Source organism: Moraxella sp. K1664, from assembly GCF_039693965.1.
In the GTDB taxonomy this organism is placed as follows: Bacteria; Pseudomonadota; Gammaproteobacteria; order Pseudomonadales; family Moraxellaceae; genus Moraxella.
Map to the genome: position 1 here is coordinate 1,029,782 of NZ_CP155576.1, position 25,001 is coordinate 1,054,782.

24 protein-coding genes are annotated in these 25,001 nt (G+C 46.7%); 18 read left to right on the forward strand and 6 right to left on the reverse strand.

Annotated elements, in window-relative coordinates; translation table 11 throughout:
- Nucleotides 1-398: 398 nt before the first annotated feature.
- From AAHK14_RS05315 to mraY, 9 genes are all read left to right on the forward strand, one after another.
- Nucleotides 399-1,238 carry an FKBP-type peptidyl-prolyl cis-trans isomerase gene (locus AAHK14_RS05315; RefSeq protein WP_083108287.1) on the forward strand — a complete coding sequence of 280 codons (840 nt, stop codon included), beginning with the start codon at nt 399-401 and terminating at the stop codon, nt 1,236-1,238.
- 128 nt (nt 1,239-1,366) lie between these two features.
- Complete coding sequence (rsmH, locus tag AAHK14_RS05320; RefSeq protein ID WP_065255060.1) at nt 1,367-2,347, forward strand: 16S rRNA (cytosine(1402)-N(4))-methyltransferase RsmH; 981 nt, start codon at nt 1,367-1,369, stop codon at nt 2,345-2,347.
- 63 nt (nt 2,348-2,410) lie between these two features.
- Nucleotides 2,411-2,791, forward strand: coding sequence for a cell division protein FtsL (locus AAHK14_RS05325; RefSeq protein ID WP_065255061.1), 381 nt, complete (start codon nt 2,411-2,413; stop codon nt 2,789-2,791).
- Nucleotides 2,784-4,841 carry a penicillin-binding protein 2 gene (locus tag AAHK14_RS05330; protein WP_083108288.1) on the forward strand — a complete coding sequence of 686 codons (2,058 nt, stop codon included), beginning with the start codon at nt 2,784-2,786 and terminating at the stop codon, nt 4,839-4,841. Before AAHK14_RS05325 ends, AAHK14_RS05330 begins: the two co-directional genes overlap by 8 nt.
- A gap of 47 nt (nt 4,842-4,888) precedes the next feature.
- A complete protein-coding gene (locus tag AAHK14_RS05335; RefSeq protein WP_065255062.1) occupies nt 4,889-6,400 on the forward strand; it encodes a UDP-N-acetylmuramoyl-L-alanyl-D-glutamate--2,6-diaminopimelate ligase in 1,512 nt (503 codons plus the stop codon).
- 33 nt (nt 6,401-6,433) lie between these two features.
- Complete coding sequence (locus AAHK14_RS05340; RefSeq protein WP_065255063.1) at nt 6,434-6,916, forward strand: hypothetical protein; 483 nt, start codon at nt 6,434-6,436, stop codon at nt 6,914-6,916.
- A complete protein-coding gene (locus AAHK14_RS05345) occupies nt 6,913-7,035 on the forward strand; it encodes a hypothetical protein (RefSeq protein ID WP_255518625.1) in 123 nt (40 codons plus the stop codon). Before AAHK14_RS05340 ends, AAHK14_RS05345 begins: the two co-directional genes overlap by 4 nt.
- A 417-nt stretch (nt 7,036-7,452) precedes the next feature.
- Nucleotides 7,453-8,937, forward strand: coding sequence for a UDP-N-acetylmuramoyl-tripeptide--D-alanyl-D-alanine ligase (gene murF / locus AAHK14_RS05350; protein ID WP_065255064.1), 1,485 nt, complete (start codon nt 7,453-7,455; stop codon nt 8,935-8,937).
- A gap of 3 nt (nt 8,938-8,940) precedes the next feature.
- Complete coding sequence (gene mraY, locus AAHK14_RS05355) at nt 8,941-10,050, forward strand: phospho-N-acetylmuramoyl-pentapeptide-transferase (RefSeq protein WP_065255065.1); 1,110 nt, start codon at nt 8,941-8,943, stop codon at nt 10,048-10,050.
- A 90-nt stretch (nt 10,051-10,140) separates the two neighbouring features.
- Here the strand turns inward: mraY and AAHK14_RS05360 are convergent, their stop codons facing one another.
- A complete protein-coding gene (locus AAHK14_RS05360; RefSeq protein ID WP_065255066.1) occupies nt 10,141-11,367 on the reverse strand; it encodes an aromatic amino acid transporter in 1,227 nt (408 codons plus the stop codon).
- A gap of 432 nt (nt 11,368-11,799) precedes the next feature.
- Between AAHK14_RS05360 and AAHK14_RS05365 the strand changes: the two genes are divergently transcribed.
- Nucleotides 11,800-12,381 (forward strand): PH domain-containing protein, encoded by a 582-nt coding sequence (locus tag AAHK14_RS05365; protein ID WP_065255067.1) that lies wholly within the window; start codon nt 11,800-11,802, stop codon nt 12,379-12,381.
- A gap of 124 nt (nt 12,382-12,505) precedes the next feature.
- Here the strand turns inward: AAHK14_RS05365 and AAHK14_RS05370 are convergent, their stop codons facing one another.
- The 4 genes from AAHK14_RS05370 to AAHK14_RS05385 form a co-directional block, all read right to left on the reverse strand.
- Nucleotides 12,506-13,702, reverse strand: coding sequence for an amino acid aminotransferase (locus tag AAHK14_RS05370; protein WP_065255068.1), 1,197 nt, complete (start codon nt 13,700-13,702; stop codon nt 12,506-12,508).
- 119 nt (nt 13,703-13,821) lie between these two features.
- Entirely contained in the window at nt 13,822-14,118 is a 297-nt protein-coding gene (locus AAHK14_RS05375) for a helix-turn-helix transcriptional regulator (RefSeq protein WP_065255069.1), read from the reverse strand.
- The gene (locus tag AAHK14_RS05380) at nt 14,115-14,459 is read right to left on the reverse strand and encodes a type II toxin-antitoxin system RelE/ParE family toxin (protein WP_065255070.1); all 345 of its coding nucleotides are present in this window, start codon (nt 14,457-14,459) and stop codon (nt 14,115-14,117) included. Before AAHK14_RS05380 ends, AAHK14_RS05375 begins: the two co-directional genes overlap by 4 nt.
- 54 nt (nt 14,460-14,513) lie before the next feature.
- The gene (locus AAHK14_RS05385; protein WP_065255071.1) at nt 14,514-15,431 is read right to left on the reverse strand and encodes a LysR family transcriptional regulator; all 918 of its coding nucleotides are present in this window, start codon (nt 15,429-15,431) and stop codon (nt 14,514-14,516) included.
- A gap of 199 nt (nt 15,432-15,630) precedes the next feature.
- Between AAHK14_RS05385 and AAHK14_RS05390 the strand changes: the two genes are divergently transcribed.
- The 8 genes from AAHK14_RS05390 to menA all read left to right on the forward strand — a co-directional run bounded on the left by AAHK14_RS05390 (nt 15,631) and on the right by menA (nt 23,150).
- Nucleotides 15,631-16,608: a hypothetical protein gene (locus tag AAHK14_RS05390; RefSeq protein ID WP_065255072.1), complete on the forward strand. Its 978-nt coding sequence runs from the start codon at nt 15,631-15,633 to the stop codon at nt 16,606-16,608.
- A 195-nt stretch (nt 16,609-16,803) separates the two neighbouring features.
- Entirely contained in the window at nt 16,804-18,480 is a 1,677-nt protein-coding gene (recN, locus tag AAHK14_RS05395) for a DNA repair protein RecN (protein ID WP_065255073.1), read from the forward strand.
- A 133-nt stretch (nt 18,481-18,613) separates the two neighbouring features.
- The gene (locus AAHK14_RS05400) at nt 18,614-19,120 is read left to right on the forward strand and encodes a YqgE/AlgH family protein (RefSeq protein WP_065255082.1); all 507 of its coding nucleotides are present in this window, start codon (nt 18,614-18,616) and stop codon (nt 19,118-19,120) included.
- Between the two features lie 88 nt (nt 19,121-19,208).
- Entirely contained in the window at nt 19,209-19,694 is a 486-nt protein-coding gene (gene ruvX / locus AAHK14_RS05405; protein WP_065255074.1) for a Holliday junction resolvase RuvX, read from the forward strand.
- A 73-nt stretch (nt 19,695-19,767) separates the two neighbouring features.
- On the forward strand, nt 19,768-20,283 hold the full coding sequence (locus AAHK14_RS05410) for a hypothetical protein (protein WP_227514646.1): 516 nt from the start codon (nt 19,768-19,770) through the stop codon (nt 20,281-20,283).
- 55 nt (nt 20,284-20,338) lie between these two features.
- Nucleotides 20,339-21,217 (forward strand): 23S rRNA (adenine(2030)-N(6))-methyltransferase RlmJ, encoded by an 879-nt coding sequence (rlmJ, locus tag AAHK14_RS05415; RefSeq protein ID WP_065255075.1) that lies wholly within the window; start codon nt 20,339-20,341, stop codon nt 21,215-21,217.
- Between the two features lie 156 nt (nt 21,218-21,373).
- Nucleotides 21,374-22,168, forward strand: a complete 795-nt coding sequence (gene pssA / locus AAHK14_RS05420) for a CDP-diacylglycerol--serine O-phosphatidyltransferase (RefSeq protein ID WP_065255076.1) — start codon at nt 21,374-21,376, stop codon at nt 22,166-22,168.
- A 61-nt stretch (nt 22,169-22,229) separates the two neighbouring features.
- A complete protein-coding gene (gene menA / locus AAHK14_RS05425) occupies nt 22,230-23,150 on the forward strand; it encodes a 1,4-dihydroxy-2-naphthoate octaprenyltransferase (RefSeq protein WP_065255077.1) in 921 nt (306 codons plus the stop codon).
- A gap of 19 nt (nt 23,151-23,169) precedes the next feature.
- On the opposite strand, the gene AAHK14_RS05430 is transcribed toward menA, so the two are convergent.
- Nucleotides 23,170-24,492, reverse strand: a complete 1,323-nt coding sequence (locus tag AAHK14_RS05430; RefSeq protein WP_065255078.1) for an ABC transporter ATP-binding protein — start codon at nt 24,490-24,492, stop codon at nt 23,170-23,172.
- Between the last annotated feature and the right edge of the window lie 509 nt (nt 24,493-25,001).

The window sequence follows — 25,001 nt, forward strand, 5'->3', positions numbered from 1 at the left end:
GCCCCACCCCAGCTTTGTCTTTCATAAAAGCATAAAAGACAGATAAAGTAACAATAATCATACTCAAGCGTTTTATATCATTAAAAATTTTTTGCAATCATCATGGCGATTTTTATGTTTTTTTGGTATGATATGCTGTATTTTTTCGCCAAGTGATTTTGTAAGCGATTTTGGGTGTTGGACAGTTAGCACGCCCATTTGATGATTTTGCCAATATTTACTAACGGCGTTTTATTTTTTGGTAGTAGTCTAAAAAGTATGCTGAACTAGGTTTTCCGTTCACCCTGAGCTTGTCGAAGGGTAGGAAAACCGTTATGGTTCGACAAGCTCACCACGAACGGTTTTCCTTGTAGCATACTTTTTGAACCAGAGCCTATTTTTTAAATAAGAGACACACAATGAAAACCACTCGCACCACTTTTTTGATGACTGCCCTAATGGCGTCCATGCTTGCCCTAACAGGCTGTAACAAAGAGAGCAATACCGCCAAACCTGCCAGCACCGCAAACATCAGCGAACAAAGCCCTGAAATGGACAAAATCAGCTACATCTTGGGTCATGACGCAGGCAGAAACCTAAAAGAAATGGACGGCGAGATTAACCCAAAAATCATCGCAGCGGCACTCTCTGAGGGTTTTGAGGGCAAAGAGAGTAAATTTACCGATGAGCAAGCTCGTGCCATCTTTGAAGAATACCAAACACGCAAAGAAGCAGAAGCGGTCAAAGAGCTAGAAACCAAAGCGACCACTAACAAAGAAGCAGGGGCAAAATTCTTAGAAGAAAACAAAGCCAAAGAAGGCGTAAAAACCACGCCATCAGGACTACAATATAAAGTCATTACCGAAGGCACAGGAGCCAAGCCTAAGGCGACAGATGTGGTGGTGGCACACTATGAGGGTAAGACCATTGATGGCAAAGTCTTTGACAGCTCGTATGAGCGTGGCGAGCCTGCCCAGTTTGACCTAGGTCACATGATTCCCGGTTTTACCGAAGGCGTGCAACTCATGCCTGCTGGCAGTAAATATGAGTTTTATCTACCGTCAGAGTTGGGTTATGGCGAAGCAGGGGCACCGCCTGTGATTGAACCTAACAGCACCTTGATTTTTACCGTAGAGCTACTAGATGAAGCCAGTGCCAAAAAGGCGACTGCCGATGCCCAAGCTGCTACCGAAGCACAAATGGCAGAGTTGATGAAGCAGTTGGAAACACAGGCAACAGAGCCAGCGACCAACCAATAATCATCGCCATGGGTGACGCCGACCCAAGCAAGCCAAGTGCGTCGAGACGGACTTGGTTTTTGTTTTTATCAAGACTGATTTTAAGCCGATTTTAAACCAAACACCCAAACACATCCAAGCCTATTATCATGACCACGACCGACCACACACCTGCCTTTATTCATCAGACTGTCCTACTGCATGAGACGGTAGCAGGCGTGCTTGGTGTGTCCGATTTGTCGGGTGTGTCGCCACAGGCAGGCGTGTATGTCGATGCCACCTTTGGGCGTGGGGGGCATAGCCGTCTGTTGCTTAAATATTTGACACCCGATAGTACGCTTATTGTCTTTGACAAAGACCCGCAAGCGATAGCGGTAGCACACGAGCTTGCCAACACCGACCGCCGTGTGGTGGTGGTGCATGACAGCTTTGCCAATCTTAATGAAAATTTGGCAAAACTTGGCATCAATCAAGTGGACGGTATCATGGCGGATTTGGGCGTGTCTAGCCCACAGCTTGATGATGGCTCTCGTGGGTTTAGCTTTATGAAAGATGGGGCGGTGGATATGAGAATGGACACGAGCCGTGGACAAAGCGTGGGGCAGTGGCTCAAAGTTGTGGACGAGGAAACCCTTGCCAATGTGCTTTATGAATATGGCGAGGAGCGTCATAGCCGTAGAATCGCCCGTGCGATTAAGGCGATGGACAGCTATGATTCCACGTTGGCACTTGCCGAGACTATCAAACAAGCTCACCCTGCTTGGCAAAAAGGCAAGCACCCTGCCACGCAGAGTTTTCAAGCCATGCGGATATTTATCAATAATGAACTGGGTGATGTCAAAGATTTTTTACATCAAACCCTAACCGCCCTAAAATCAGGCGGACAGCTTGCCGTCATTAGCTTTCATTCGCTAGAAGACCGCATCATCAAGCAGTTTTTAAACAATCACAGCAAAGGGCGACATGAGGGCGATGATAAAATGCCCCTACCGCCAAAACGCCCAAAATACTTTGATAAGCCCTATCGCATCGCCCCAAGTGATGGCGAGGTGCGTGCCAACGTGCGTGCCAGAAGTGCCTATTTGCGTGGGGCAAGGCGAAATCAGACGGCATTTGAGCCATCCAATTGATTTATTATAGCCATGATTTGTCCCATTTAATTTATCATTTAAACCATTATAAATCACAACCCCATGAATCCAAGTGCTGACAGCGACTTACACGAATACACGACCGAGCGGATGAGCTTGGTGGGCTTGTATCGGCTGATTGTCGCTGGATTACTGCTCGGGATTCTCATCACGGGCGTAATGATAGCCACACAAACCCAAAAACGCCATCAGACCTATCAAGAACTTACCCGCCTAAGACAGCAACTGGCGAACATGCAAGTCGAAGAGAGCCGTCTGCTCATCGAACAGCAGACATTTAGTGCAACCCCACAGGTGGCAAGACGAGCGGTGGGCGAGCTTGGCATGCATTATCCAACCAAAAAAGAGCAGATAAATCAAGATGAATGGGACGAGCTTGGTAATTTAGACAATCTAGATAACACGGGGGTGTCTTATGAGTAAAAACGACCAAACCCCAAAACAGCCCAAACACCCAAAAAACCAAAACCGCTCAGGGCAAAAGACAAATACGTCCCCCAAGAGTGATATTGGCGAGAAACTAAGCAAAATCGACAGTCTGGGCAAAAAGCTGGACAAAAGCCATGCCATCAAACGCACATCTGATGCCCAAAAGTCAACCCAAAGCCCCCTGAAAAAAACACGCAAACGAAAAAAAAGCTCGGGCGTCTCGCTGTTGGGTGGGCTTCAAGATGTGGGGCGTTATAAGATAGTTTGGGCGGTTATGGTGGTGTGTTTTTCGGCACTTTTCGCTCGTGCTTATTGGCTTCAAATCGCCAATGCCGACTACTACATCAGCCAAGGCGACAAGCTCATCACCAGTAAGCGAACCATCACCGCCCATCGTGGCAACATCTATGACACCAATGGGGCTCCGCTTGCTGCCAATGCCCCTTTGAGCACGGTGATTTTTAGCCCTTATGACTATGCTTTGGCGTATTATGATTTGCAAAAGAAAATCAAAAACACCAAAGGCGAAGAGCGTCGCCAAAAGCTACTGCAAGAACTTGATGAGATGAATCTAGAAACGCTGGCGGTTGCCAGTGGTGTTTCACGTGAAACATTAGAACAGGCGGTACATTTGGACGGGGCGGTGGATCTGGATGACCCAGAAGCTGTCAAACAAGCCCTGCCATCGGGGATGGGGTCGAAGCGATTGGTGCTACTTAACCGAGTCGCCCCCGAGATGGCTCAGCGGGTTACCATGTTAGGCTTTAAGGGCGTGTTTAGAGAGACGAGCGAGAAACGCTACTATCTACAACCTGAACCCATGGCACAGATATTGGGCTATATGGGCTATTCCCAAGATGACCCACCTGTCTATGGGGGGCGAACAGGCATAGAAGCCAAATACGATAAAAAGCTGACAGGACAAAATGGTCAAGTGCTAAGCCTGCGAGCGGTGCAAGGCAGTATCGGTGACATCAAAGAACTCTCGCCCATGATGGCAGGGCAGGACATTCATCTGACCATAGATTCACGGTTGCAGTATATTTTGTACAAAGAGCTAGAAGAGCTTGGGCGGGTGCAGTCGGCACGGTCAAGCTCAGGCATGATTGTGGATGTACAGACAGGTAACGTGCTTGCCATGGGGTCGTGGCCGTCCTTTAACCCGAATGATTTGTCCAAAAGACATGGGGCAAGCGAGCGTAACCGCCCTGTGCTAGACACCTTTGAACCGGGGTCGGTGGTCAAGCCTTTGACGGTGGCAGCTGCCTTAGAGTCGGGGCGGTATAGCACCCGAACGCTTATTGACACAGGGGCGGGTAGCATGAGACTTGGTGGGTACAGCATTCGTGATGGTGGTCGCTATGGGGTGATTGCCATGGGTAAGCTCATCCAAAAGTCATCCAACGTGGCATCCGCCAAAATTGCCCTAGACTTACCGCCCGATGCCATCGTGAGCATGCAAAGAAAGTTCGGCTTTGGGCAAAAGACGGCTTTGAACTTGCCCGCTGAGTCGGCAGGCGTGTTACATACCCCGACCGCCAAAGATGTCACCCGTCGTGCCACGCTGGCATATGGCTATGGGCAGTCGGTCACTCTAGCTCAGATTGCAGGGGCATATGTGACACTTGCCAATGGGGGTAAGATGAATCATCTAAGACTGGTCAAAGAAGAGTCTGCTCCTGCCCCAGAGCAGGTCATCAGCGAGCAACATGCCAAAGACATCACCAACATGATGATTAGCGTGACCGAAAAAGGCGGTACGGGGATGGCCGCGGCCATTGACGGCTACTATGTGGCGGGCAAGACAGGCACGTCACGTCGCACCAATCCAGCAGGCGGTTATTATACCGATCAATACCGCAACGTCTTTGCAGGGTTTGCCCCTGCGACCAGTCCCCGTTTTGTGGTGGTGATTTTGGTAGAAGACCCAAGGCGGAGCAAATACGCTGGGCAAACCGTCGCCCCTGTGTTTGCCAAAGTGATGAAAGAGACGCTTAGGATTTATAACGTGCCATTTGACAAACCACTAGATACGAGCCAGTGAGCTGTTTTACCACTTTATTTTTATTTTTATTTTTAAGAAGGATTTTTATGACAACATTCAACGATTTTGCTGAAATTTTACAGCCCCATGTGTCCGATATGGATTGGGGGTGTATCAAGGATTTGCTCATCACAGGCTTTGTGTCGGACAGTCGCAAGGTGGCAGGTGGCGAGATTTTTGTGTTGTTGTCGGTCAATCCTGACATTAAGTCCAAGGCAAAAGGCTATATTGATAGTAACAATAGCCAAGCGGTGCTGTCCGAGATAAGTGCATCTGATATGGGCGTGGATAACACCAAAATGCCCATTGTGCATATTGCTAATTTACGTCTGATTTTGGGTGATTTGGTCAAGGCGTATTTACAAAAAACAGGGGCGGCGGCTCTGCCAAAAGTCGTGGCAGTTACAGGCACCAACGGCAAAACCACCATTAGCCAGCTTACCGCCCAGCTTTTATCCCTTGCCAATCACAAAACCGCCGTCATGGGCACAGCAGGTAATGGCATTTTGCCAAACTTAACCCCAAGCACCCATACCACGCTAGAAGTGGTCGCTCTACAACACGCCATTTATGACTATGCCCAAGCGGACGTAGAGTGTATCGCATTGGAGGCAAGCTCGCACGGACTTCATCAGCACCGCTTGCAAGGCGTGCCAATCACGGTGGCGGTGTATTCCAACCTATCCCGAGACCATTTGGATTATCATGCCGACATGGACGACTATGCAGGGGCGAAGGCACGGCTCTTTGACAAGGCGTTATTTCCCACGCTGACTCATGCCATTATCAATGCCGATGATGAATTTAGTGAAATCTTTATCCGTCAAGCCAAACAGTCGGGGCTTACCATTTGGACGTACAGCACCAAAAACCCCAAGGCGGACTTTTTTGCCAAACAAATCAGCCCAAGCCTAAACGGGGTGGATTTGGTTATCCAAACCCCACAGGGCGAGATGACGGTAAAAAGCCCATTGCTAGGCTTATTTAACGTGGCAAACCTACTAGCCAGCATTGGGGCAAGCCTTGCCATGAATGTAAGTTTTGATGAAATTATCAATAATATCAAACACTTAAAAGGGGCAAGGGGACGCATGGAGCAAGTGCCGTCCGAGCGTGGTTCGTTTATCGTGGACTATGCCCACACCCCTGACGCTTTGACCCAAGTTTTGACGAGTCTAAAAGCTCATTGCACAGGCAAACTCATTGCCGTCTTTGGCTGTGGGGGCGACAGAGACAAGGGCAAACGCCCGCTTATGGCACAGGCAGGGCTTGCCTTGGCGGATACAGTCATCTTGACCGCCGACAACCCCCGAAGCGAAAACCCCAACGCCATACTCTCCGACATGCAGGTCGGCATGACGTGCGATGACCATTATCGCACCGTGATAGAGCCTGACCGCAAACGTGCCATTGAGCTTGCCATAAAAGACGCAGGCGAGCAGGACATTGTCGTGATTGCAGGCAAGGGGCATGAGACGTACCAAGAGATACAGGGCGTACGGTATGATTTTGATGATGTGGCGATTCTTGGGGAGTTGATTGGGAAATTTGGCAAATAACAGATTTACTGTATTTATTTTTAGGGATTTAAAATGCACATTCAATGTCAAAAATGCAACCATTATGAAGAAGTTAATTTAAAATTCTTTATAAACATTATTGGCGGTGCGGTTGTTGGTAGTGGTTATTGGGCTTGGACTGCGTATTTATTTGCAGGGACAGGTTTTGCCATGCCAATTTGCATTGCGATTATGACAGGTGGCGTGGCAATGCTTGCTTTTTCTGATGAAATTGTGGCTTGGATTGCAAAAAGATATGATTGTCCAAAATGTCAATCAAATCAATGGGTGGCGGTTGATATCAAAAGGCTTTTGGCTGAAAAATTAACCCAAAATCCAACTGATAAGCAAGAAGTAGAAAATGATGATGTGTTAAAAAAGAGAATGTCATCAATCTTGTCAAAAGCCAAAAATGGCAAGCATATAGAAAAAGATGAAAAAATCCAATCGTTATTAAATCAAATTGAAGGGTTGCAATTTTTATTAGGGCGTGTTGAACTTTGGTATTTGCAATGAAAAATGAGAAAAATCGCCCGTTTTTCAAGGAAAAAACGCAGGTTGATAGTTATTCTATCAGACAAGTTTTTGACGCAGAAAAACAAGATTTAGCCATTTTTCATGCAAAAATTGATTGAAATTGTCAAATTTTCATCTTATTTTATAAAAATGTTATCAATGTTCAACACGCCCTAGAAAAACAACAAAAAATTTCTAATAAAGACAATCCACAAATTGCAATCTTGACAAATAAAATCCAAGAAAAAATTTTGGAATTAGAAAAACTCATGTCATGATGGTTGTTATGATTTGATTGGCATGAATACGACTTAAAATTATTTTGATAAATTGGGTTTTTATTTTTAACCCAATTTATAAATGTTTGTTGATTAAATAATGTTTTGATGTATACAAATGTAGGGGCAATTTATTCGCCCAAAAATCAACACTTTACACAGGGAAAATTGCAATTTGCCCCTACAAAATATCCAAAAGGTATCGTTAATTAACAATGCCAAATTTTAAAAATTAACTCAAATAAACAAGAGAACCCCATGACCCCATATATTTGGCAAACCGATAATTTAACACAGGCATTAGCCAGCCTAAACCCCACATGGCACAACGCCAACGGCTTTACCCAAAGCACTCGTATTACGACTGACACTCGCAAGATTGAGCGGGGCGATGTGTTTTTGGCGTTAAAGGGCGATAATTTTGACGGTCATGACTATGTCGCCACCGCTTTTGACAAGGGGGCAAGCCTTGCCATTACAAGCCGTGCCGTGGGCGATTTTGCCCAGATTGTCGTTGATGACACTCGTTTGGCACTCGGGCAACTTGGCAAATACCGTCGTGATGTTCACCCCAATCTTACCGTGATTGCCCTGACAGGCTCGTCTGGCAAGACCACCACCAAAGAAATGCTTGGGGCGATTTTTGGGCAGTTTGCCCCCACCTTGACCACCCGTGGCAACCTAAACAACGATTTGGGCGTGCCGATGATGTTATTAGAGCTGTGTGATGAACACGAATTTGCCGTCATGGAGCTTGGGGCGAACCATGTGGGCGAGATTGCCTACACCGCAGGACTGGTGTCGCCTGATGTGGCGTGCGTGCTAAATATCGGCACGGCTCATTTGGGCGAGTTTGGCGGTCGTGAGAATATCGCTCGTACCAAGGCGGAGATTTTTTCGGCATTGACGGCGGACGGCGTGGCGGTGCTACCCTTTGGCGATGAGTTTTTTGACTTTTTAAAAGACGAGAGTGCCAAATTTACCGAGCAGTACATTACCTTTGGCGAGCGAGCCGAACGCCCCGAAAAAGCATTGGATTTTAGCAAACTATCCCAAGCCGAGATAGACGAGCTATCCACCCTTGACAGCGTGCTAATTATGGGCGATGTGTTTGCCGATGATGTAGACTGTGCCAGCACGCACAGCGACTTTGAGCTGACGGTCAATCTGGCGATAGATGAGCTTGACAGCACCGAGGTGCAGTTGCCCTTTGTGGGCGAGCATAATGTGGTAAACGCCCTAGCCAGCACCGCCATTGCCACCGCCTTGGGCGTGCCACTTGACAAGATAAAATCAGGCTTGGAGCGTGCCACGCCACCAAAGGGGAGATTGACTCGCCTTAGCTTTGGCGAGCATACCTTGATAGATGACACCTACAACGCCAATCCCAATTCTATCTATATGGCGGGTAAGGTTTTGGCGAACGAGAGCGGGCAAAAAATCTTGGTGTTGGGCGACATTGGCGAGCTTGGCGATGAAGCGGTGTCCGAGCATGGTAAACTTGGGCAAACCCTTGCCACGCTTGATATTGACCATGTTTTGACGGTCGGCACGCTGATGAAACATTGCACCGATAGTCTAAATGGCATTCGTGGCAATAGTGAGCATTTTGCCAATAAAGCAGACTTATTAGAAAAATTAAAAAGCCTATTAAACGAGCCGTCTGTCGTGCTGTTTAAGGGGTCAAGAAGTACCACCATGGAAACCCTAATCCACGATTTAACCCAACCTGTAAGCGAGTAAACGATGTTATATTGGCTCATTGATTATTTTGACATTTTGTATAGCCAGACCATTGCGTCTTTGGGGCTAAGGAGCTTGCTTGCGGTCATGACGAGCATGGCGATTGTACTCATGGCGGGTAAGCCTGTCATCGCCTATCTTAGAAATCTCAAATACGGTCAAGCGGTACGCACGGACGGCCCAAAAACGCACCTTGTCAAGCAAGGCACGCCAACGATGGGCGGTGTGTTGATTTTGTTTGCCATTGGGATTTCTACCTTGCTGTGGGCGAATTTGACAAACCCTTATGTATGGATTTTGATGGCGGTCATGGTCATCTTTGGGGCGGTCGGCTGGCGTGATGACTGGCTAAAAATCAAACACAAAAACCCACAAGGCTTGGTCGCCAAAAAGAAATATTTTTGGCTGTCGGTCGGAGCGTTGCTCGCTGGCGGGTCGCTTTACTATATCTCTTTGCAACAAAATCCCACCACCATGCACGCCATGCAGGATTTGCTCATACCTGTCTTTAAGGACTGGGTCATTCCGCTGTCTGTCATACCATTTGGGCTTGGCTTTATTACGCTCACTTATTTTGCCATTAACGGCACGTCCAATGCGGTCAATTTAACAGACGGCTTGGACGGCTTGGTCGCCTTGCCTGTGGTGCTGGTGTCGGCAGGGCTTGGGGTGTTTGCTTATGTGTCGGGTCATGTGGAATGGGCAAATTATCTGTCCGTGCCGTATATCGCTTATAATAGCGAAGTGGTCGTGGTGTGTGCGTCCATGATTGGGGCGTGTTTGGGCTTTTTGTGGTACAACGCCGCCCCTGCCGAAGTCTTTATGGGCGATGTGGGGGCGTTGAGCCTAGGCGGTATGCTTGGCACGATTGCGGTGATGACACGTCAAGAAGTGGCATTTATCCTAATGGGCGGTATTTTTGTCATGGAAGCCTTGTCGGTCATCATTCAAGTCGGCTCGTACAAACTACGTAAAAAACGAGTCTTTCGCATGGCACCTTTGCACCACCATTTTGAAGAAATGAGACTAAAAGAAACCAAGGTTGTGATACGTTTTTGGATTGTGTGTATTATCCTTGTGGTGCTATCACTCATGACATTAAAATTAAGATAAGAAAGATAAAGGAAAAGCCCTGCAAAGATGCGGGGCTTTTTTGTGGGGTGTGGGTTTTTATTTTTAAAAACCAAACGTCCTTGCCCGAATCTACCCGCCAAAACTTGGCACCACACCCAAATAACCGCCAATTTGGGCGATGATGTTTATCACACCAAAGACGATAACAAAATAAATCATAAACTGACCGCCAAAAGCTCGGTAAGTGCTGTCGGGGTATTTTTGGCGGTGAGCCTTGGCAAGCAGGGCAGGGACGATGACACCCCATACGGTCAAGGCAAGCCCTGCAAAACCAATGGCGGTTGTAAAGCCAAATGGGGCAATCAGACTTAGCACCAAAGGCGGTAAGAACACCACCGCCACCGCATAGGCTCGCCCTGTCTTGTCATCGCCAAACCCAAAAAAATCACTCAAAAAGTCAAACAATCCCAACGCCACGCCCAAAAAGGAGCTGGTCAATGCCATGTAAGCAAATGCCCCCAACATGGTGCCGATAAAACCCGATTTGCCAATCGCTCCTAGTAGCGTTGCCACATCGCCGTCTTTGGCGATGACTGGGGCAAAATCGGTGCGTGGTAGATTGCCTTGGACGACCACTTGCCACAGCAGATAAAACCCGAGTGCCATGAGCGAGCCTATCAAGACCGACTTGGCGACTTTGGCGGTGTCGCCCCCAAAGTATTTGACCATGCTTGGCACGCCGATATGATAGCCAAACGACACCAGCACCGTGGATAATGCCACCCAAATGTAGGGCGTGTAAGCTGTGCCAGTTGGGGCGTGAGTGTCAAAGAGCGTATCCAGACTAACCGATGACATCATGCCAAAGGCAGAGATGAAAAAGCTGGTTATCATGCCAATCATCAGTACGCTTGCCACTCTGTCCACGACCCGAGTTGAGAGCCACACAAACACCGCAAATAGCACGCTGATGATGAGCGAGCCTAGGCGTGGGGCGATGTCCGTGCCTGTCAAGGCAGACAGATGACTGGCGGTCAAGCCCCCGCCACTGGTGATGTAGGCGTAGAGCAGGATGTACAGCACAAAGACGAGCGATAGGCTATTGATGGTGTTCCAGCCTTTGCCGAGCAAGGATTTGACAATGGTTGCAAGGTTGGCATTGGGTGGAAATGTGGTGCTGGCTTCTAATATCATAAGACCCGATGCGTACATACAAAGCCAAGTGTAGGCGAACACCAACAGCGACCATGAGAACCACACGCCTGCCGTGGCGGTGGGGTTGGCGAGCATACCCGCCCCAATGGCGGTGCCTGCGATAATCATCGCCCCGCCAAAGACCGAAGGGGATTTTGACATAAATAAACCTTGATAACCTGCCAAATGTGGCAAAAGGGGATTATTTTAATCGTTTTTGGGAGTGATTACAAATACGGTTGTATGATAAGTCAATGAAAAACCCAACTCATATCTTTTAACACGATTGTCTTTTAAAATAAATTGTCTTTTAAAATAAAAAATGCTTGTGCTACAATAAGTGGGCTTAGGGCGTGCCCGCCCTTTATAACACAATTTAAAATTTAGAAATATTTTAGAAATAAACTATCTGTTTTTGCATGAAAAATGGCTAAATCTTGTGGCTCGAAGGCAAAAACTTGCTTGATAGAATGACTATCAACCTGCGTTTTTTCCTTGAAAAACCTGCGATTTTTCTCATTTTTTCATTGCAAATATAAAAGGCAGGCACACCCTATTTAAGTTATTTCAATCCATTTAAAAAAGGAAATCCCCATGTTCAAAAACTTCGCCTCAGACGCTCTTGGTTTATCCGACATTGGCAAAATCATACCGCCCAGCCAGTTTAACCAAACGGATATTGACGACTATATTTTTCATGAAGATGATGAGCGGATTTATTTTGTCATCAAATCAAAAATGGACGAATACTGCTTTACCAATACCGCCTTTATCCACTTGGACGGGCAATCCGCCACAAGCAAAAAACGTACGCTAAAACGCTATCCTTATCGCTATTTTGCCCCAAGTCAAGTCTCCATTGAGACGGCAGGGACAATGGATTTAGACGTGGAATTAAAGTTTCATTTGGGCGGTTTGGCGTTTAGCATTGACATTGACAAAAGTCAAATTGAAGGCGTGCGAGACATTTACAAGGCATTGACTGCCATTGCCGAGCGTTGTCAGGCAATCCGTCATGATGAGATGGTATTGGAGAAGACCTTTGAGACAGTGACAGGCATGTTTAATTTAAAAGACGTGCCAGAAGCGGTGATTATGAGTCTACCTACCGTCATCAATCAAACGGTGCAAAAGGTAGAAGCAGGCTATAACGAACGCCTAAATGCCATTCGCTAGTATGACTTTGGGGTGGTGTTTGAGCATTATTTGCGTGACTAATTATTTGCGTAACTAAGGGTTAAATGGGATAAACTAAAACCGCCCCGATAGTCATTCGGAGCGGTTTTTTATGGCAACTGGATTATTTTAGCACTTCTGCCATGCTGTTGGCGACATATTCTACATTGGCATTGTTTAGCCCTGCGATACACATACGCCCATTTTCTACCATATAAATGGCGAACTCATCACGCAAGCGGATAACCTGCGGAGCGGTCAGCCCTGTAAAGCTAAACATACCACGCTGTTTGGTAAAGTAGCTAAAATCACGCTCGGGGAGCTTCTGGGTCAATACGTCTTGGAGTTTTTGACGCATTTCACGGATACGGTCTCGCATCTCGTACACTTCGCCTACCCATTGATTGAACAATTCATCATCGTTCATCACGGTGTCCACCACCGCATTACCGTGAGACGGTGGGCTAGAATAGATACGGCGAACGGTGAATTTTAATTGCCCAAGCACGGTATCCGCTTCCGTCTTAGTGGGGGCAACCACTGACAGACCGCCAACACGCTCGCCATAGAGCGATAGGTTTTTGGAGAAAGAATTTGACACAAACACGGTCAAGCCTTTTTCTACCGCCAGACGAATGGCAGACGCATCGCCGTCCATGTCATCGCCAAAGCCTTGATAGGCGATGTCCATAAAGGGAATGAGTTTTTTGTCTTTGATGATGTCAAGCACGCTGTCCCATTGCTCGTTTGACAAATCCACGCCCGTGGGGTTGTGGCAACATGGGTGTAGTAGCACCACGTCATTTTCGTTTAGGGTGTTTAAAAACGCACACATCTCATCAAATTTGACCCCGATGGTCGCCCCGTCATAGTAGGGGTATTTGCCAACTTCTATGCCTGCCCCTTCAAAAATGCTGATGTGGTTGCCCCATGTTGGGTCGGATACATAGCATTTGGCGTTGGGGAACCACTCGTGGATAAAGTCCGCTCCCACTTTTAAGGCACCAGACCCACCAAGCGTGGCAATCGTGGCAACTCGTCCGTCTTTGACAACTTGGCTGTCTTTGCCAAACAGTAGCTCTTGGCACGCTTTTTTGTAACCTGCCAAACCGTCCATAGGCAAGTAGCCACGGGGGCGAGGTGGATTGGCGATACGTCCTTCGGCGGTTTTGACGCATTCTAGGACGGGCAATTTGCCGTCTTCGGTGTAGTACACGCCCACGCCAAGGTTTACCTTGATGTCGGTGCGTGGGTCATTGGCAAATTTGTCCATGAGACCCAAAATCGGGTCGCCAGCATAGGGGGTAACGTGTTCAAACATAACAAATACCTTTGTTGTTGTGGATAAAAACTAAATAAAAACCGTGTCAGTATAACGCAAAATCGGGCGGTTGTGGGGAAATTTTGTTGTTTTTGAATGATGATTTTGGTGGTGCTTTATCAGCCAAATAATACTGACTGCTTGCCATCAATCTCAACAATGAGCTTTCCGCCTAGGGCTTGGACGTATTTTTTGATGGTGGCGTATTCGGGGTTGTCGGCACTTTCCATTTGGCAAATGGCGGATTGGGATACGCCAATTTTGTCGGCAAGCTCGGCTTGGGTGAGCTTGGCATTTTTGCGAAGCTCGCTTAGGCGGATACTGACCAAGGTGTCGGCAACTCGCTGTTCTATCTTGTTACGGCGTTCGGCAGGCAGACTTGCCATGTGGTCGGCTAGGGTTTTGTAAGTTTTCATAACTCATTATCCTTTAAGTATTCGTCATAAATACGCTCGGCAAGGGGTACCATGCGTTGATAAAAACGTTTGTCGCCTGTTTTATCGCCTGCACACAACATGATGGCACGGCGAATGGGGTCAAATGCATAAAAGGCACGGTATGGCTTACCATTATGCTGAATACGCAACTCTTTTAGGTTTGAGATGGTGCTATCATAAAGCGTATCGGCATAGGGTCTGCCCAACTGCGGTCCAAGTTGTGCTAGGATGTTTAAGGCATATAAAACGCTGTCAATTTCGTCATCGTCTAAGGTGTCAAGCCATCTGGCGAACTCATCAGCATAAAGTACTTCCCACATTATTATCCCCCTTACCAAAATTATAAGTCAAGACTTATATTTTTTCAACCCATTCTATACCGTTGTGGGCTTACTGACCAAAAAATCCCCAGCGTTATTAATCAAAAATTCCTTAAAGGCAAGAGCGGCAGGCGACAGCGAGCGGTTTTTGTGGGTGTAGAGCAAAAATTTGCGTTCTACCACAGGCTCGCTGATGGGTCGCATGACCAGCCCGTATAGTTCCACCCATTCGGCAGCATAGAGTAGGCATAACGTCACTCCAAGTCCCATTCGGGTCATGCCAAGGGCGGTTGAGAGAAAATTAATCTCAAAATCGGGGTTAAAGATGCGACTTGAAATGTTATTGGGAAGTTCGTTTTGTAGGCTTTTAATAAAAGGTCCATTTAGGGTAATGAGCTTTTCATCAAGTAAGTCCGCCCATGTGATTTCATCTTTTTGGGCAAAGGGGTGGTTTGGCGGCAGCACCAGATAAAAAGGCGAGCTAAACAGCACATCCACATTCAAATCATCAGAATAAGGACGTTCGGGAGCGACCCCCAAATCAGCTTCTAGGTTCTCAATGTGCTCAACCACATTGTCCACCGAGCAGTCGGTGAGCGTGACCTGAATGTTGGGGTGTAGCTCACAGAACTTGGCGACAAATTTGGGCATGGTGGACGCAGACAACTGCTGAGAGACGGCAAGGCGGACGTGTCCTTGATGTAGTGATTTTAGGTTGTTGACTTTTTCGTTGAGTACCGACATCTCATTGAGAACTCGCCGAGCCTGTGGCAGTAGCCGTGAACCCGCATCTGATAGGTGTAGTTTGCGTGTGGTGCGGTCAAAGAGTTTGACATCAAGATTTTGTTCTAGCTCCTTAATCAGACCGCTTAGGGCAGACTGGGTTAAGCACAGTGTCTCGGCAGCCTTGGTAAAACTGTTTTGCTCGGCGACAAGCACAAAGGCTTTTAGCTGGCGTAGGGTGGTACTCATTATTATTAACCTTAATAAATATATAAGATGATATTATAAATGATAATTGCCAAGATACAAGGGGGCGGATAAAATATTTTTTGGGTAAAAATTAATCGAATTCGCTTGATAAAAATACTGGATTTGGCGATGATGTAAAAACAATGACAAACCCCACCCACTATGCTAAGATTATTTTATTTACCCACAAAGAACGCCCATGCCCCACACCGACACCATTGCCGACTGGCTTGTCTCTCACCGTCTGTATGAAGACAATCTATTTTATTATGCTCTTATTATCTGTTTTTGGTTCTTTATTGGATTTGTCTTTTTAGGCTTTGAAATCAATGGATACAGTCAAGCCCAAAACCTTTTCTTTAACTTCATCTATTATCTTATCATCTGTGCCTGTATGGCACTCTGTCCCTTTTGGTTTAAACTTTTCTTTTCAAAAACTCATACTGCCAAACGAGAGCAAGAACTACAACAAGCCCTAGATGAACTTAATGAATACGACAGAGCAGAAGTAGAAGCAGAGCTTGCTCATACAGGTGGTCTTGCCATGCGACCTATCCAAAAATGGGCAATCATCTTTCTTGGTTCATACTTCTTATTTGAAGTGTTTTTTATTTCGGCATGGGTTAAGGATTTGGCACTTGTATGGGAGCCAAGATGGGCGAGTGCATTGATTGAGTGGGTAAGAGAGAATACGGATTTTTTGTCTGATAAAGAAAGAGTTGATCGTAAGTTGTTTTCAGTATATATCAAGCCTAGTGATACAGAATTATACCAACTTTACACGTCCGAAAGAGAGTTTTTAGCTTCTAGTTTTGGTGGAGCAACTGCTCTTTTTCAGGTGTTTAGAAGTTTTTGTTTTCCGCTCATCTTGTTTGCATTTGCAACGATTATTTGGCGACCTTTGGACTGGCTAGGCGGACTTAGTGTAGACCCAAGAAACATTCATTCGGTTGGTTCGTTTATTTTTTCTAGTGTGGCAACAGTGGCGATGACATTGTTGTTTTTGTCAATCATTCTTTATTTTATTTTCTTAGAAATGAGTGCGGTTTTGTTGTTTGATAAACAACATTGGGCAAATGGTTTTAGCTGGAATTTTGCATTTATATTTGCAGTTTTATCCATAAAATTCATTTGCGGTTGGTTTGTGTTTTGGAAAAATGTGTTTTTTAATCGATAATTTGTATATTTGGGCAGGAAAGTGGGATTTGATTCTTAAAAGTCTAAATGGCTAAAATCAATCCTAGATAATTTTAAAATTGGGCTTGGGATTGGTGCGTTGGGCTTGTAAATTTCTTTTACCCGACCAAATTATCCAAACAAGTCCCGATTGTGCTAAAATATCGCAACGATTCATACTTATAATGGAACATTCATGCTAACAGCCCTAACCTTAGATAATTTGGCTTTGATTAAGCACCATGAAATCGTCTTTGATGAGCGTTTTAATGTCATCACGGGCGAGACAGGTGCAGGTAAGTCCTTGATATTGGACGCTTTATCGCTGTGTGTGGGCGGACGAGCTGACGCTGGCATGGTGCGTTTTGGCGAGAGTGAAGCGTCGGTGTTTGGCGAGTTTGATGTAACCGATAATGACAAGGTGAGCCAGTGGTTTGCCGAGCATGAGCGAGAGCTAGAAGAAGACACACTGCTCATCCGCCGTAAAATCAGTGCCAACGGACGCTCAAAATCATGGATAAATGGCGTACCAGCGAGCCTTAGTGAACTAAAATCACTGGGCAGCATTTTGGTCAATATCCACTCACAGCATGCAGGGCTTGAACTGCTAAAACCGCAGTTTGTCATCGATTGGCTAGATGATGTGGGGGGTTTGCACACCCTAAAATCAGCGACCAAAGACGCCTTTGGGGCATACCAACGCCTAAAAAAAGAAGCCGATGACGCTCGTGCCATGTCCACTCAGCGTGCCGACCGCATGGCACTTTTGTCATCACGCCTAAGCGACATTGAGCCACTCATGGCGGTGGACATCAGCGAGATAGAGCAAGAGTATGATGAGCTGTCCAACCTTGAAAATCTCATGCAGTCAGCGGTGCAAGCGGTCACGCACCTAGACAATGACGAGATGAGTGTGTCTAGTCTGTTAGCACGCAGTCTAAAAATCTGTGATAACTTATCGGACAAAAGCCGAGTGTTCGCCGAGTGTAGCGAGCTACTTACCCAAGCGTCCGAGCAGATAGATGATGCGGTGGCACGGCTTATGGACTATGCCGAGCAGTCACTGCCTGACGAAGAGCGACTAGATGAGCTTAATAATCTCATGGGGCTGGCTCATCGCCTTGCCAAAAAATACCACACGACCACAGACGAGCTGACCGCACAGGCAGGGCAGTGGCAGGCGGAACTGGACAAATTAGAGAGCCTGCCTGACAACGAGACCATGGATGAGCAGGTGGCAGGGGCATGGGATGAGTATGTGAGTGTGGCGGACAAACTGCACCACGAACGTACCAAAATCGCCCCACAAATCGCTGACGAACTGGCTCATCGCTTATCGGCACTTGCCTTGCCGAACGCCAGCTGTGTCTTTGAGTTTAGCCCCAAAGAGACACATCAGTATGGCGGTAGTGGGATGTTTGACATCGCTCTCATGTTTAGTGCCAATGTCGGCATGCCCATGCAACCGCTACACAAAGTGGCGTCAGGGGGCGAGCTGTCTCGCATGGCTCTCATCATGCAGGTCATGAGTGCAGGCGTGAATCAAGAGACACGCCCGACCTTGGTGTTTGATGAAGTGGACGTGGGTATCAGTGGTGGTACAGCTCAGGTGGTGGGTGAGCTACTAAGAAGTTTGGGCGACCATCAGCAGTTGTTCGCCATCACGCACCAAGCACAGGTTGCGGCGGCGGCACACCGTCATATCTTGGTACACAAAGAGCATGGCGAGCAGACGATGAGCCATTTGTCCATCATCACAGGCGACAGACAAATTGATGAGTTGGCACGCATGTCAGGTGGGGTGAACATCACCGAAGCGACTCGGGCTCATGTCAAGGGCTTGCTTGATGATATTAATAAAGCCAGCTCATAGCCTTACCATCCACAAACCTTGTAAAATGGCGATTTTGCCCCATATTGACCTTAATGATAATGACATCCCCAAGCGAGCTGATTTGAAAAAATTTTCCAACTTAACACATCATTTTTTATTGCCCAGTCCGTCCATGCCTGATGAACGCTTTGCTGACGCATTGATTTATATCTGCCGTCACAGCACTGACGGGGCGTGGGGATTTATGATTAATAAGCCCCTCGGTGCTTCGGTGGGCGGTTTGCTACACGAGCTTGATTTGCCCGCCAGCCAAAAGGCAATGAACACCCCTGCCATGCACGGGGGCTTTATCCGTCCCGAAGCGGGTTTTGTGCTACATACAGGACTGCCCGAGTTTGCGTCGTCGTTTGCGGTGGGCGAGAACGTGTGTATCACAACCAGTAAAGACGTGCTAAGCCTGATATCGGGCGACAGCTTGCCCCACTTTTTGCTTTGCATGGGGTTTTGTAACTGGACGGCAGGGCAGTTGGAGCAGGAGATAAGCGAGCAGGACTGGCTGGTTTGCCCTGCTGATTTGGAGATATTGTTTCGGGCGAAGTTTGAAGACAGATTGATGTTGGCTTATGACAAACTGGGCATTGACCCTGATAAATTTACCTTGACCACGGGGTTTGCTTGATTTTTAAACGTGATGTTTTAAAAAGTTAAAAAGCCAATTTGCTTTACCTGTGACCGATTTTTTGATTTGCCAAAATAATAGGAATTTCATGACAACACCGACTTTGATTTTAGCCCTAGATTTTGGCGTCAAAAAAATGGGCATGGCACTGGGCAACAGCCTAAGTGCAGACGCACGCCCCTTTGACATTTTGGCGATGGACAACGGACAACCTGACTGGGATAATCTACTGGGTATCATTGAGCAGTGGCGGATTGATGTGGTGGTGGTCGGTTTACCGCTGAACATGGACGGTACCGACTCCATGCTCTCAAAACGAGCGGCTAAATTCGCTCGCCGTCTGGCACACCGTCTGGGTGAACGCCATTTGCCCGTGCAGGTATATATGTATGATGAACGCCTATCATCGCACGAAGCTCGCATGATGGCATGGGAGCGTGGCTGGATAAAGCACGAGCGAGACCCGATTGATGATGTCTCGGCGTGCTTGTTGGTTGATGGTTATTTTAACTCGCCAGAGCTTGCCCGCTATGTTGGCAGTTATCATGATAATGAGCAAAAAGGCAAAGATTAGGGCGTGTAATCTCATCCGATATCAAAATTAGGTATGCCAAACACCGCCCAACCACACAAATAAAAGGACACACATGGATAACCACGCCCCCAACCCGACCCAATCCAACCCCCAAGCCAAACATCAGCAAATCATCCAAATCATCACGCAAGCGATAGGGCTTGCCAATGTCAGCGTGTACTTGGGTTATGGGGCGATTGTGTGTTTTTGTGTGTTTGGCACGTTGGCGAGCATGGCGACGTTCAAAGACAGCGGGGTGGTGTATTGGGCGTTTCATTACCTGCCCTATGTGCTGATTGGCTTGTCCATGCCGATAAGTTTGTATCATCTGTTCATTTTGGGTCGCTATCGCATTATCCAAAAGGGCATTTTAAAGATGATTTTGGTGGTGGGCATGGGGCTGTTGGCATTTGCTCTTGCCATGGCGATTAAGGGCTGGGCGGTGGCGTTCTACATGAGCCTGTTTTTGGCGATGATTGCGTGGTTTGGCATGCCGTTTTTGTTTCGGGTGAATTTAAAGAAGTTTTTAAATTTTCTAAATAGTCCGACTGATGAAGCCGATGAAAACGAGAATGAAAATAAAAAATAGCCAAAAATCGTGAGTTATGCTACCATAAGTCATTTAAAATTACACGCATTTTCCCATGAATTACAAACACGCCTACCACGCAGGCAACTTCGCTGACGTTGCCAAACACATTTTATTACTCCAACTGCTCGCCCAATTTAGTGCCAAAGCCAAGCCTTTTTATGTGCTTGACGCTTATGGCGGGCGTGGGCTGTACTCGCTAGAAAGCACCGAAGCCACCAAAACAGGCGAAGCGGACAAGGGTATTCGTGCCTTAGAAAATGCCAACCTTGGCACACCGCCAAAAGCCATTGCCCAGTATCTATTAGACCTTGACACCGCTCGCAAGACCTATGATAAGCACGTCTACCCCGGCTCGCCTTGGTGGATTGCCAATCATGCCCAAAACCATTCGGACAACGCCCCCTTGCGTGCTGAAGCCTTTGAAGCGGTGGCGGACGAGTATGACGCCCTAAACTATCAGCTTTATCAACTTCCCATTGGCATTCATCATCGCAATGCCTTTGAAGGCGTGCCTGCCGTACTACCGCCCAAGGAAAAACGTGGCATTATCCTGCTTGACCCGCCTTTTGAGCAGGAACATAAGGATTTTAGCCGTTTGGTGGATTTGCTTGTGGCAAGTCATAAGAAATTCGCCACAGGGACATTTGTGCTGTGGTATCCTATCAAAAATGTCGATGCGGTGGAATTGTTTTATAAAAAAATGAAACGCACCGACATCCGCCGTCAGCTTGTCTGTGAGCTAAACCTATACCCCAATGACGTGGCGGTGGGCATGAATGGCACAGGGCTACACATCATCAATCCGCCTTGGCAATTTGACGAACACGCCAAAGCCATTTTGCAAACGCTCGCCCCAATCCTAAAACCAAAAGACGCACCTGCCATGAATATGGACGACATGGCGGTGGTTAAATGGTTGGTTGGGGAGTGATTATTTTAATAAGTTAAAATCGTAGTCATTCAAAAGTATGCCGAACTAGGTTTTCCGTTCGCCCTGAGCCTGTCGAAGGGTAGGAAAACCACTATGGTTCGACTTAGCTTACTTTGAGCGGTTTTCTTTTACAGTATATTTTAAATCAAAAACACCATGACAACCCAAATCCCAAAAGACCCAGACGACCATGACGGCATTACCTTTGAAGTCGTTGAGACCGAACAACACGGCAATCAAAAAAAGATAAGCCGTGGGGTCTATCCCATTCCCAATCTTATCACCAGTGCGTCCATGCTCTCGGCATTTTTTTCTATCGTTGCCAGTAGCGAAGGGCGGTTTGATAAGGCGTGCCTTGCCATTTTTTTATCCGCCATTTTGGACGGTATGGACGGACGAGCCGCCAGACTCTTAAACGCCCAAAGCCCCTTTGGCGAGCAACTCGACAGCCTTGCCGACTGTATCGCTTTTGGGCTTGCCCCTGCCATTCTTGTGTATCATTTTGCATTGCATGAATTTGGGCGGTTTGGGCTGACGTGTGCCTTTGTGTTTAGTGTCTGTGCGGCGTTTCGCTTGGCAAGATTTAACGTACAAATCGGCACGGTGGATAAAAAATACTTTATCGGATTGGCAAGTCCTTTGGCAGCGATTTTGGTAACGTCAAGCGTGATGGTGGCAAGAGACCATGCAATGGGTTTTAGCCCCCAACTGCTCGCCACCATCTGTGCGGTATGGACGGTCATCTGTGGACTGCTTATGGTGAGCAATGTCAAATATTATAGCTTTAAAGAATTTGACCGCCAAAAAATCCCCTTTGTTGGGCTAATTATTGGCGTGCTTATCATGGGCATTGCCCTTTATGACATTCCTGTGGGCGTGCTTGCCATTGGCGTGATTTATGCCCTGTCGGGGTTTTGGACGACATTTAGAGCAAAAAAAGAAAAAGCCTAAATATTTTTAAAACGCTCAAAAATACCTTTAAAACCCAACTCGCAAACCCACTTGGCTTATCATGTCATCTGCCAATTCGCCCATCGCCCAATTTATCCACGCCACTCGCCCACGCACCTACCCCATTGCCATTATGAGCCTTGGGGTGGGGCAGGGCTTGGCGTATCGCACGCTTGGCGGATTTGGGCTGGATAATTGGGCGTTGTGTGTGCTGATTATCTATACCGCTTTGTCCTTGCAGATTTTGTCAAACCTTGCCAACGATTTGGGCGATGGCATTCGTGGCACCGATAAAGATCGTCATCATGACAGCCCAGCCCGTCTTGTCGGCAGTGGGGCGGTGTCGGCAGGCAGATTTCGGGCGTGGCTTGTCCTTTGGCTTACCCAAACCATGATGGCAGGGGCGATGCTGATTTGGCTAAGTCCTTTAACAGTTTACCAAATTGTGCTGTTTTTTGGCTTGGGGGCGGTGTCGATTTTGGGAGCATTGGGCTATACCATGGGAAAAAAACCTTATGGTTATCATGCACTTGGCGAGCTTGCCGTTCTGATTTTCTTTGGCTATGTGGCGGTGCTTGGCGGTTATTATCTACAAACGGGCAGGGCGGACATCGCCCAAAATCTGCCCATCGCCACAGGTGTGGGGCTGTTGTCCGCCTGTGTGTTGTACATCAATAATCTGCGAGATACTGACACCGACCGCACCAGTGGCAAGACAACGCTTGCCATTGTGTTGGGGTGTTATCGCATTGTAGGTTATTTTGTCCTTTTGTATGGGGCGATGATGTGCTATGGCTATCACGCTGTTGTCTTTGGTGATAGGGCGTGGGCGTTGGTATTGTGTTTACCCCTGCTTATCAAGCACACTCATGCTGTCATCACGCACCGCCATAGCCCTGCTCGTCTGGGCAAGGAGCTTGGGGTAACCGTGAGGCTTGTGATAGTAGTGAATGCTTTGATGATAGGCTTGGTTGGGGTTTGATGCATCCTGCAAATCCACATCAATGGCGAACTTCCACGACAAGCCTTGTTTTGCCAATTTCATCTAACTTGGCGTGAATGATGTCCGTGTTCACGCCATCCAAATTGGCGTCCCACTCATCAAGGAGCAATATAGGCGTATCATCGCCCGTTAGCTCATCAATTTCACCGATAAGTCGCTGTCCTGTTGAGCCTTCGGTATTATCAAAAATCAGCTCATGCTTGGCGGGCAGATAATAAGCACGCTCGCTAAGCCTGTTCTTTAATGTCAAAAGCACGCACGATTTGCCCACGCCATTATCGCCAACAAGGGTAATGCGTCCTGTGCTGGGCGGATTTTTCAAAAATTCATCAAAATCAAAGACTTGATTGGTCTGTTTGACAAAAATTCTATCTTTTTTAATGTGCTTGTCAAGCGTGGCATTTGGCGTATCAAACAATTGGATTAGCCCGTCAAGCCGAGCCATGAGTGTGCTAATTTCCGCCCGATAGCCAATGAGTTCATGGCTCATTTGAAGCATTTGAATCTGGCGTGGCAACGTAGCAACGAGCATGGCAAGCATCGCCATATCCCCCAAATTTTGCCAAAACAACACGCCACTTGCCGTCAAGACGCACACAAGCAAAACAAGCATTCCCACATTACTGCTTAGGTGTCGCATGGATTTGGCATGGATACTGTCGGTTTTGGCTTTGTTAAGGGTGTCTGTCAGAGTGCGATTGTGTCGTAAGTAATTGTATTTATTAAAAATAATCACATTATCCCACGCCTTTGATAGCCCCGACATCAGCATGAGCCGAGACATTTGGGCGGTTTTGGCAAGATTACCAAGCCTGCCTTTAAATAAATGTACCGCTCCCATGGCAAGCACCATGCCCAGACCATAACCCAATAAAATAAAGCCGTCTAGCACCCATGCAATGACAATCAGATTAAATCCGACATTTAATAGTAGTGTTATCATATCAAAAACGCCAAGTAAGCTGTCATCAAGGGTGTGTTTGCTTTCTTGGGCGAGCATGGCGGTGGCGGTCTGTTTTAGAGTGTGGTTGTTATAATGGCATGATTTTCCCAAAAAATGCTTATCAAACAAAGTGTTATAACGTGCTAGCGAGTCAAATTTGGCTTTTTCCAAAAAGATACTGGCAAAATAAAGCGGTATCAGTACGAGTGTCAAAGATGTCACAAAACCAATAAGATAAGGCAGCGATAGCGTGCCGTCCGTTACACTTTTGGCAAGATTTGCGATAAAAAAGGTGGATGATGCGACAATAAGTTGGGCAATACCAACAAAGGCAAGGCTTGCCACAAAAGCAGGGGTAAATAGTAGAGCGTGTCTCATACAGAACTTTCCAAAGTTTTTAACCCAATCTCAACTCAGAATGATAACGTATTGACTATTGATGGTTTTTGAATTGTAGGGGCGAATCACATTCGCCCTTGATAAATCAACGGCTTGCATAATGTTGAAAGTTGGGTGTTTTTAAAAATTTTAAGTGTAGGTAAAGATGAGATATGAGTTACATTGGCAAGTCCTTTTGAATGGGCAAAGTGCTAAGATAGCAAAATGCAAGCGGTCTAGCAAGCAAAAATTTAAAAATAAATCCCCTTAAAAATCAAACACTTACAAAAAATATTAAAAATTTTAATTTTACCCCTTGACCCCCACCAAAAACCCTGTATAATACGCACTCATTCAAGCAATGGTTGGTTACAAAACACCAACAAAACAACTTCAAGCTAAAATAATTTAAGAATGAAGTTTGTTAAAGTTTGAATGGTTTTGAAAGTTAAAGTTTCAAAATTTAGTTTAATAAAGAGTTTACCTTAACATCTTAACTAAAATAAATT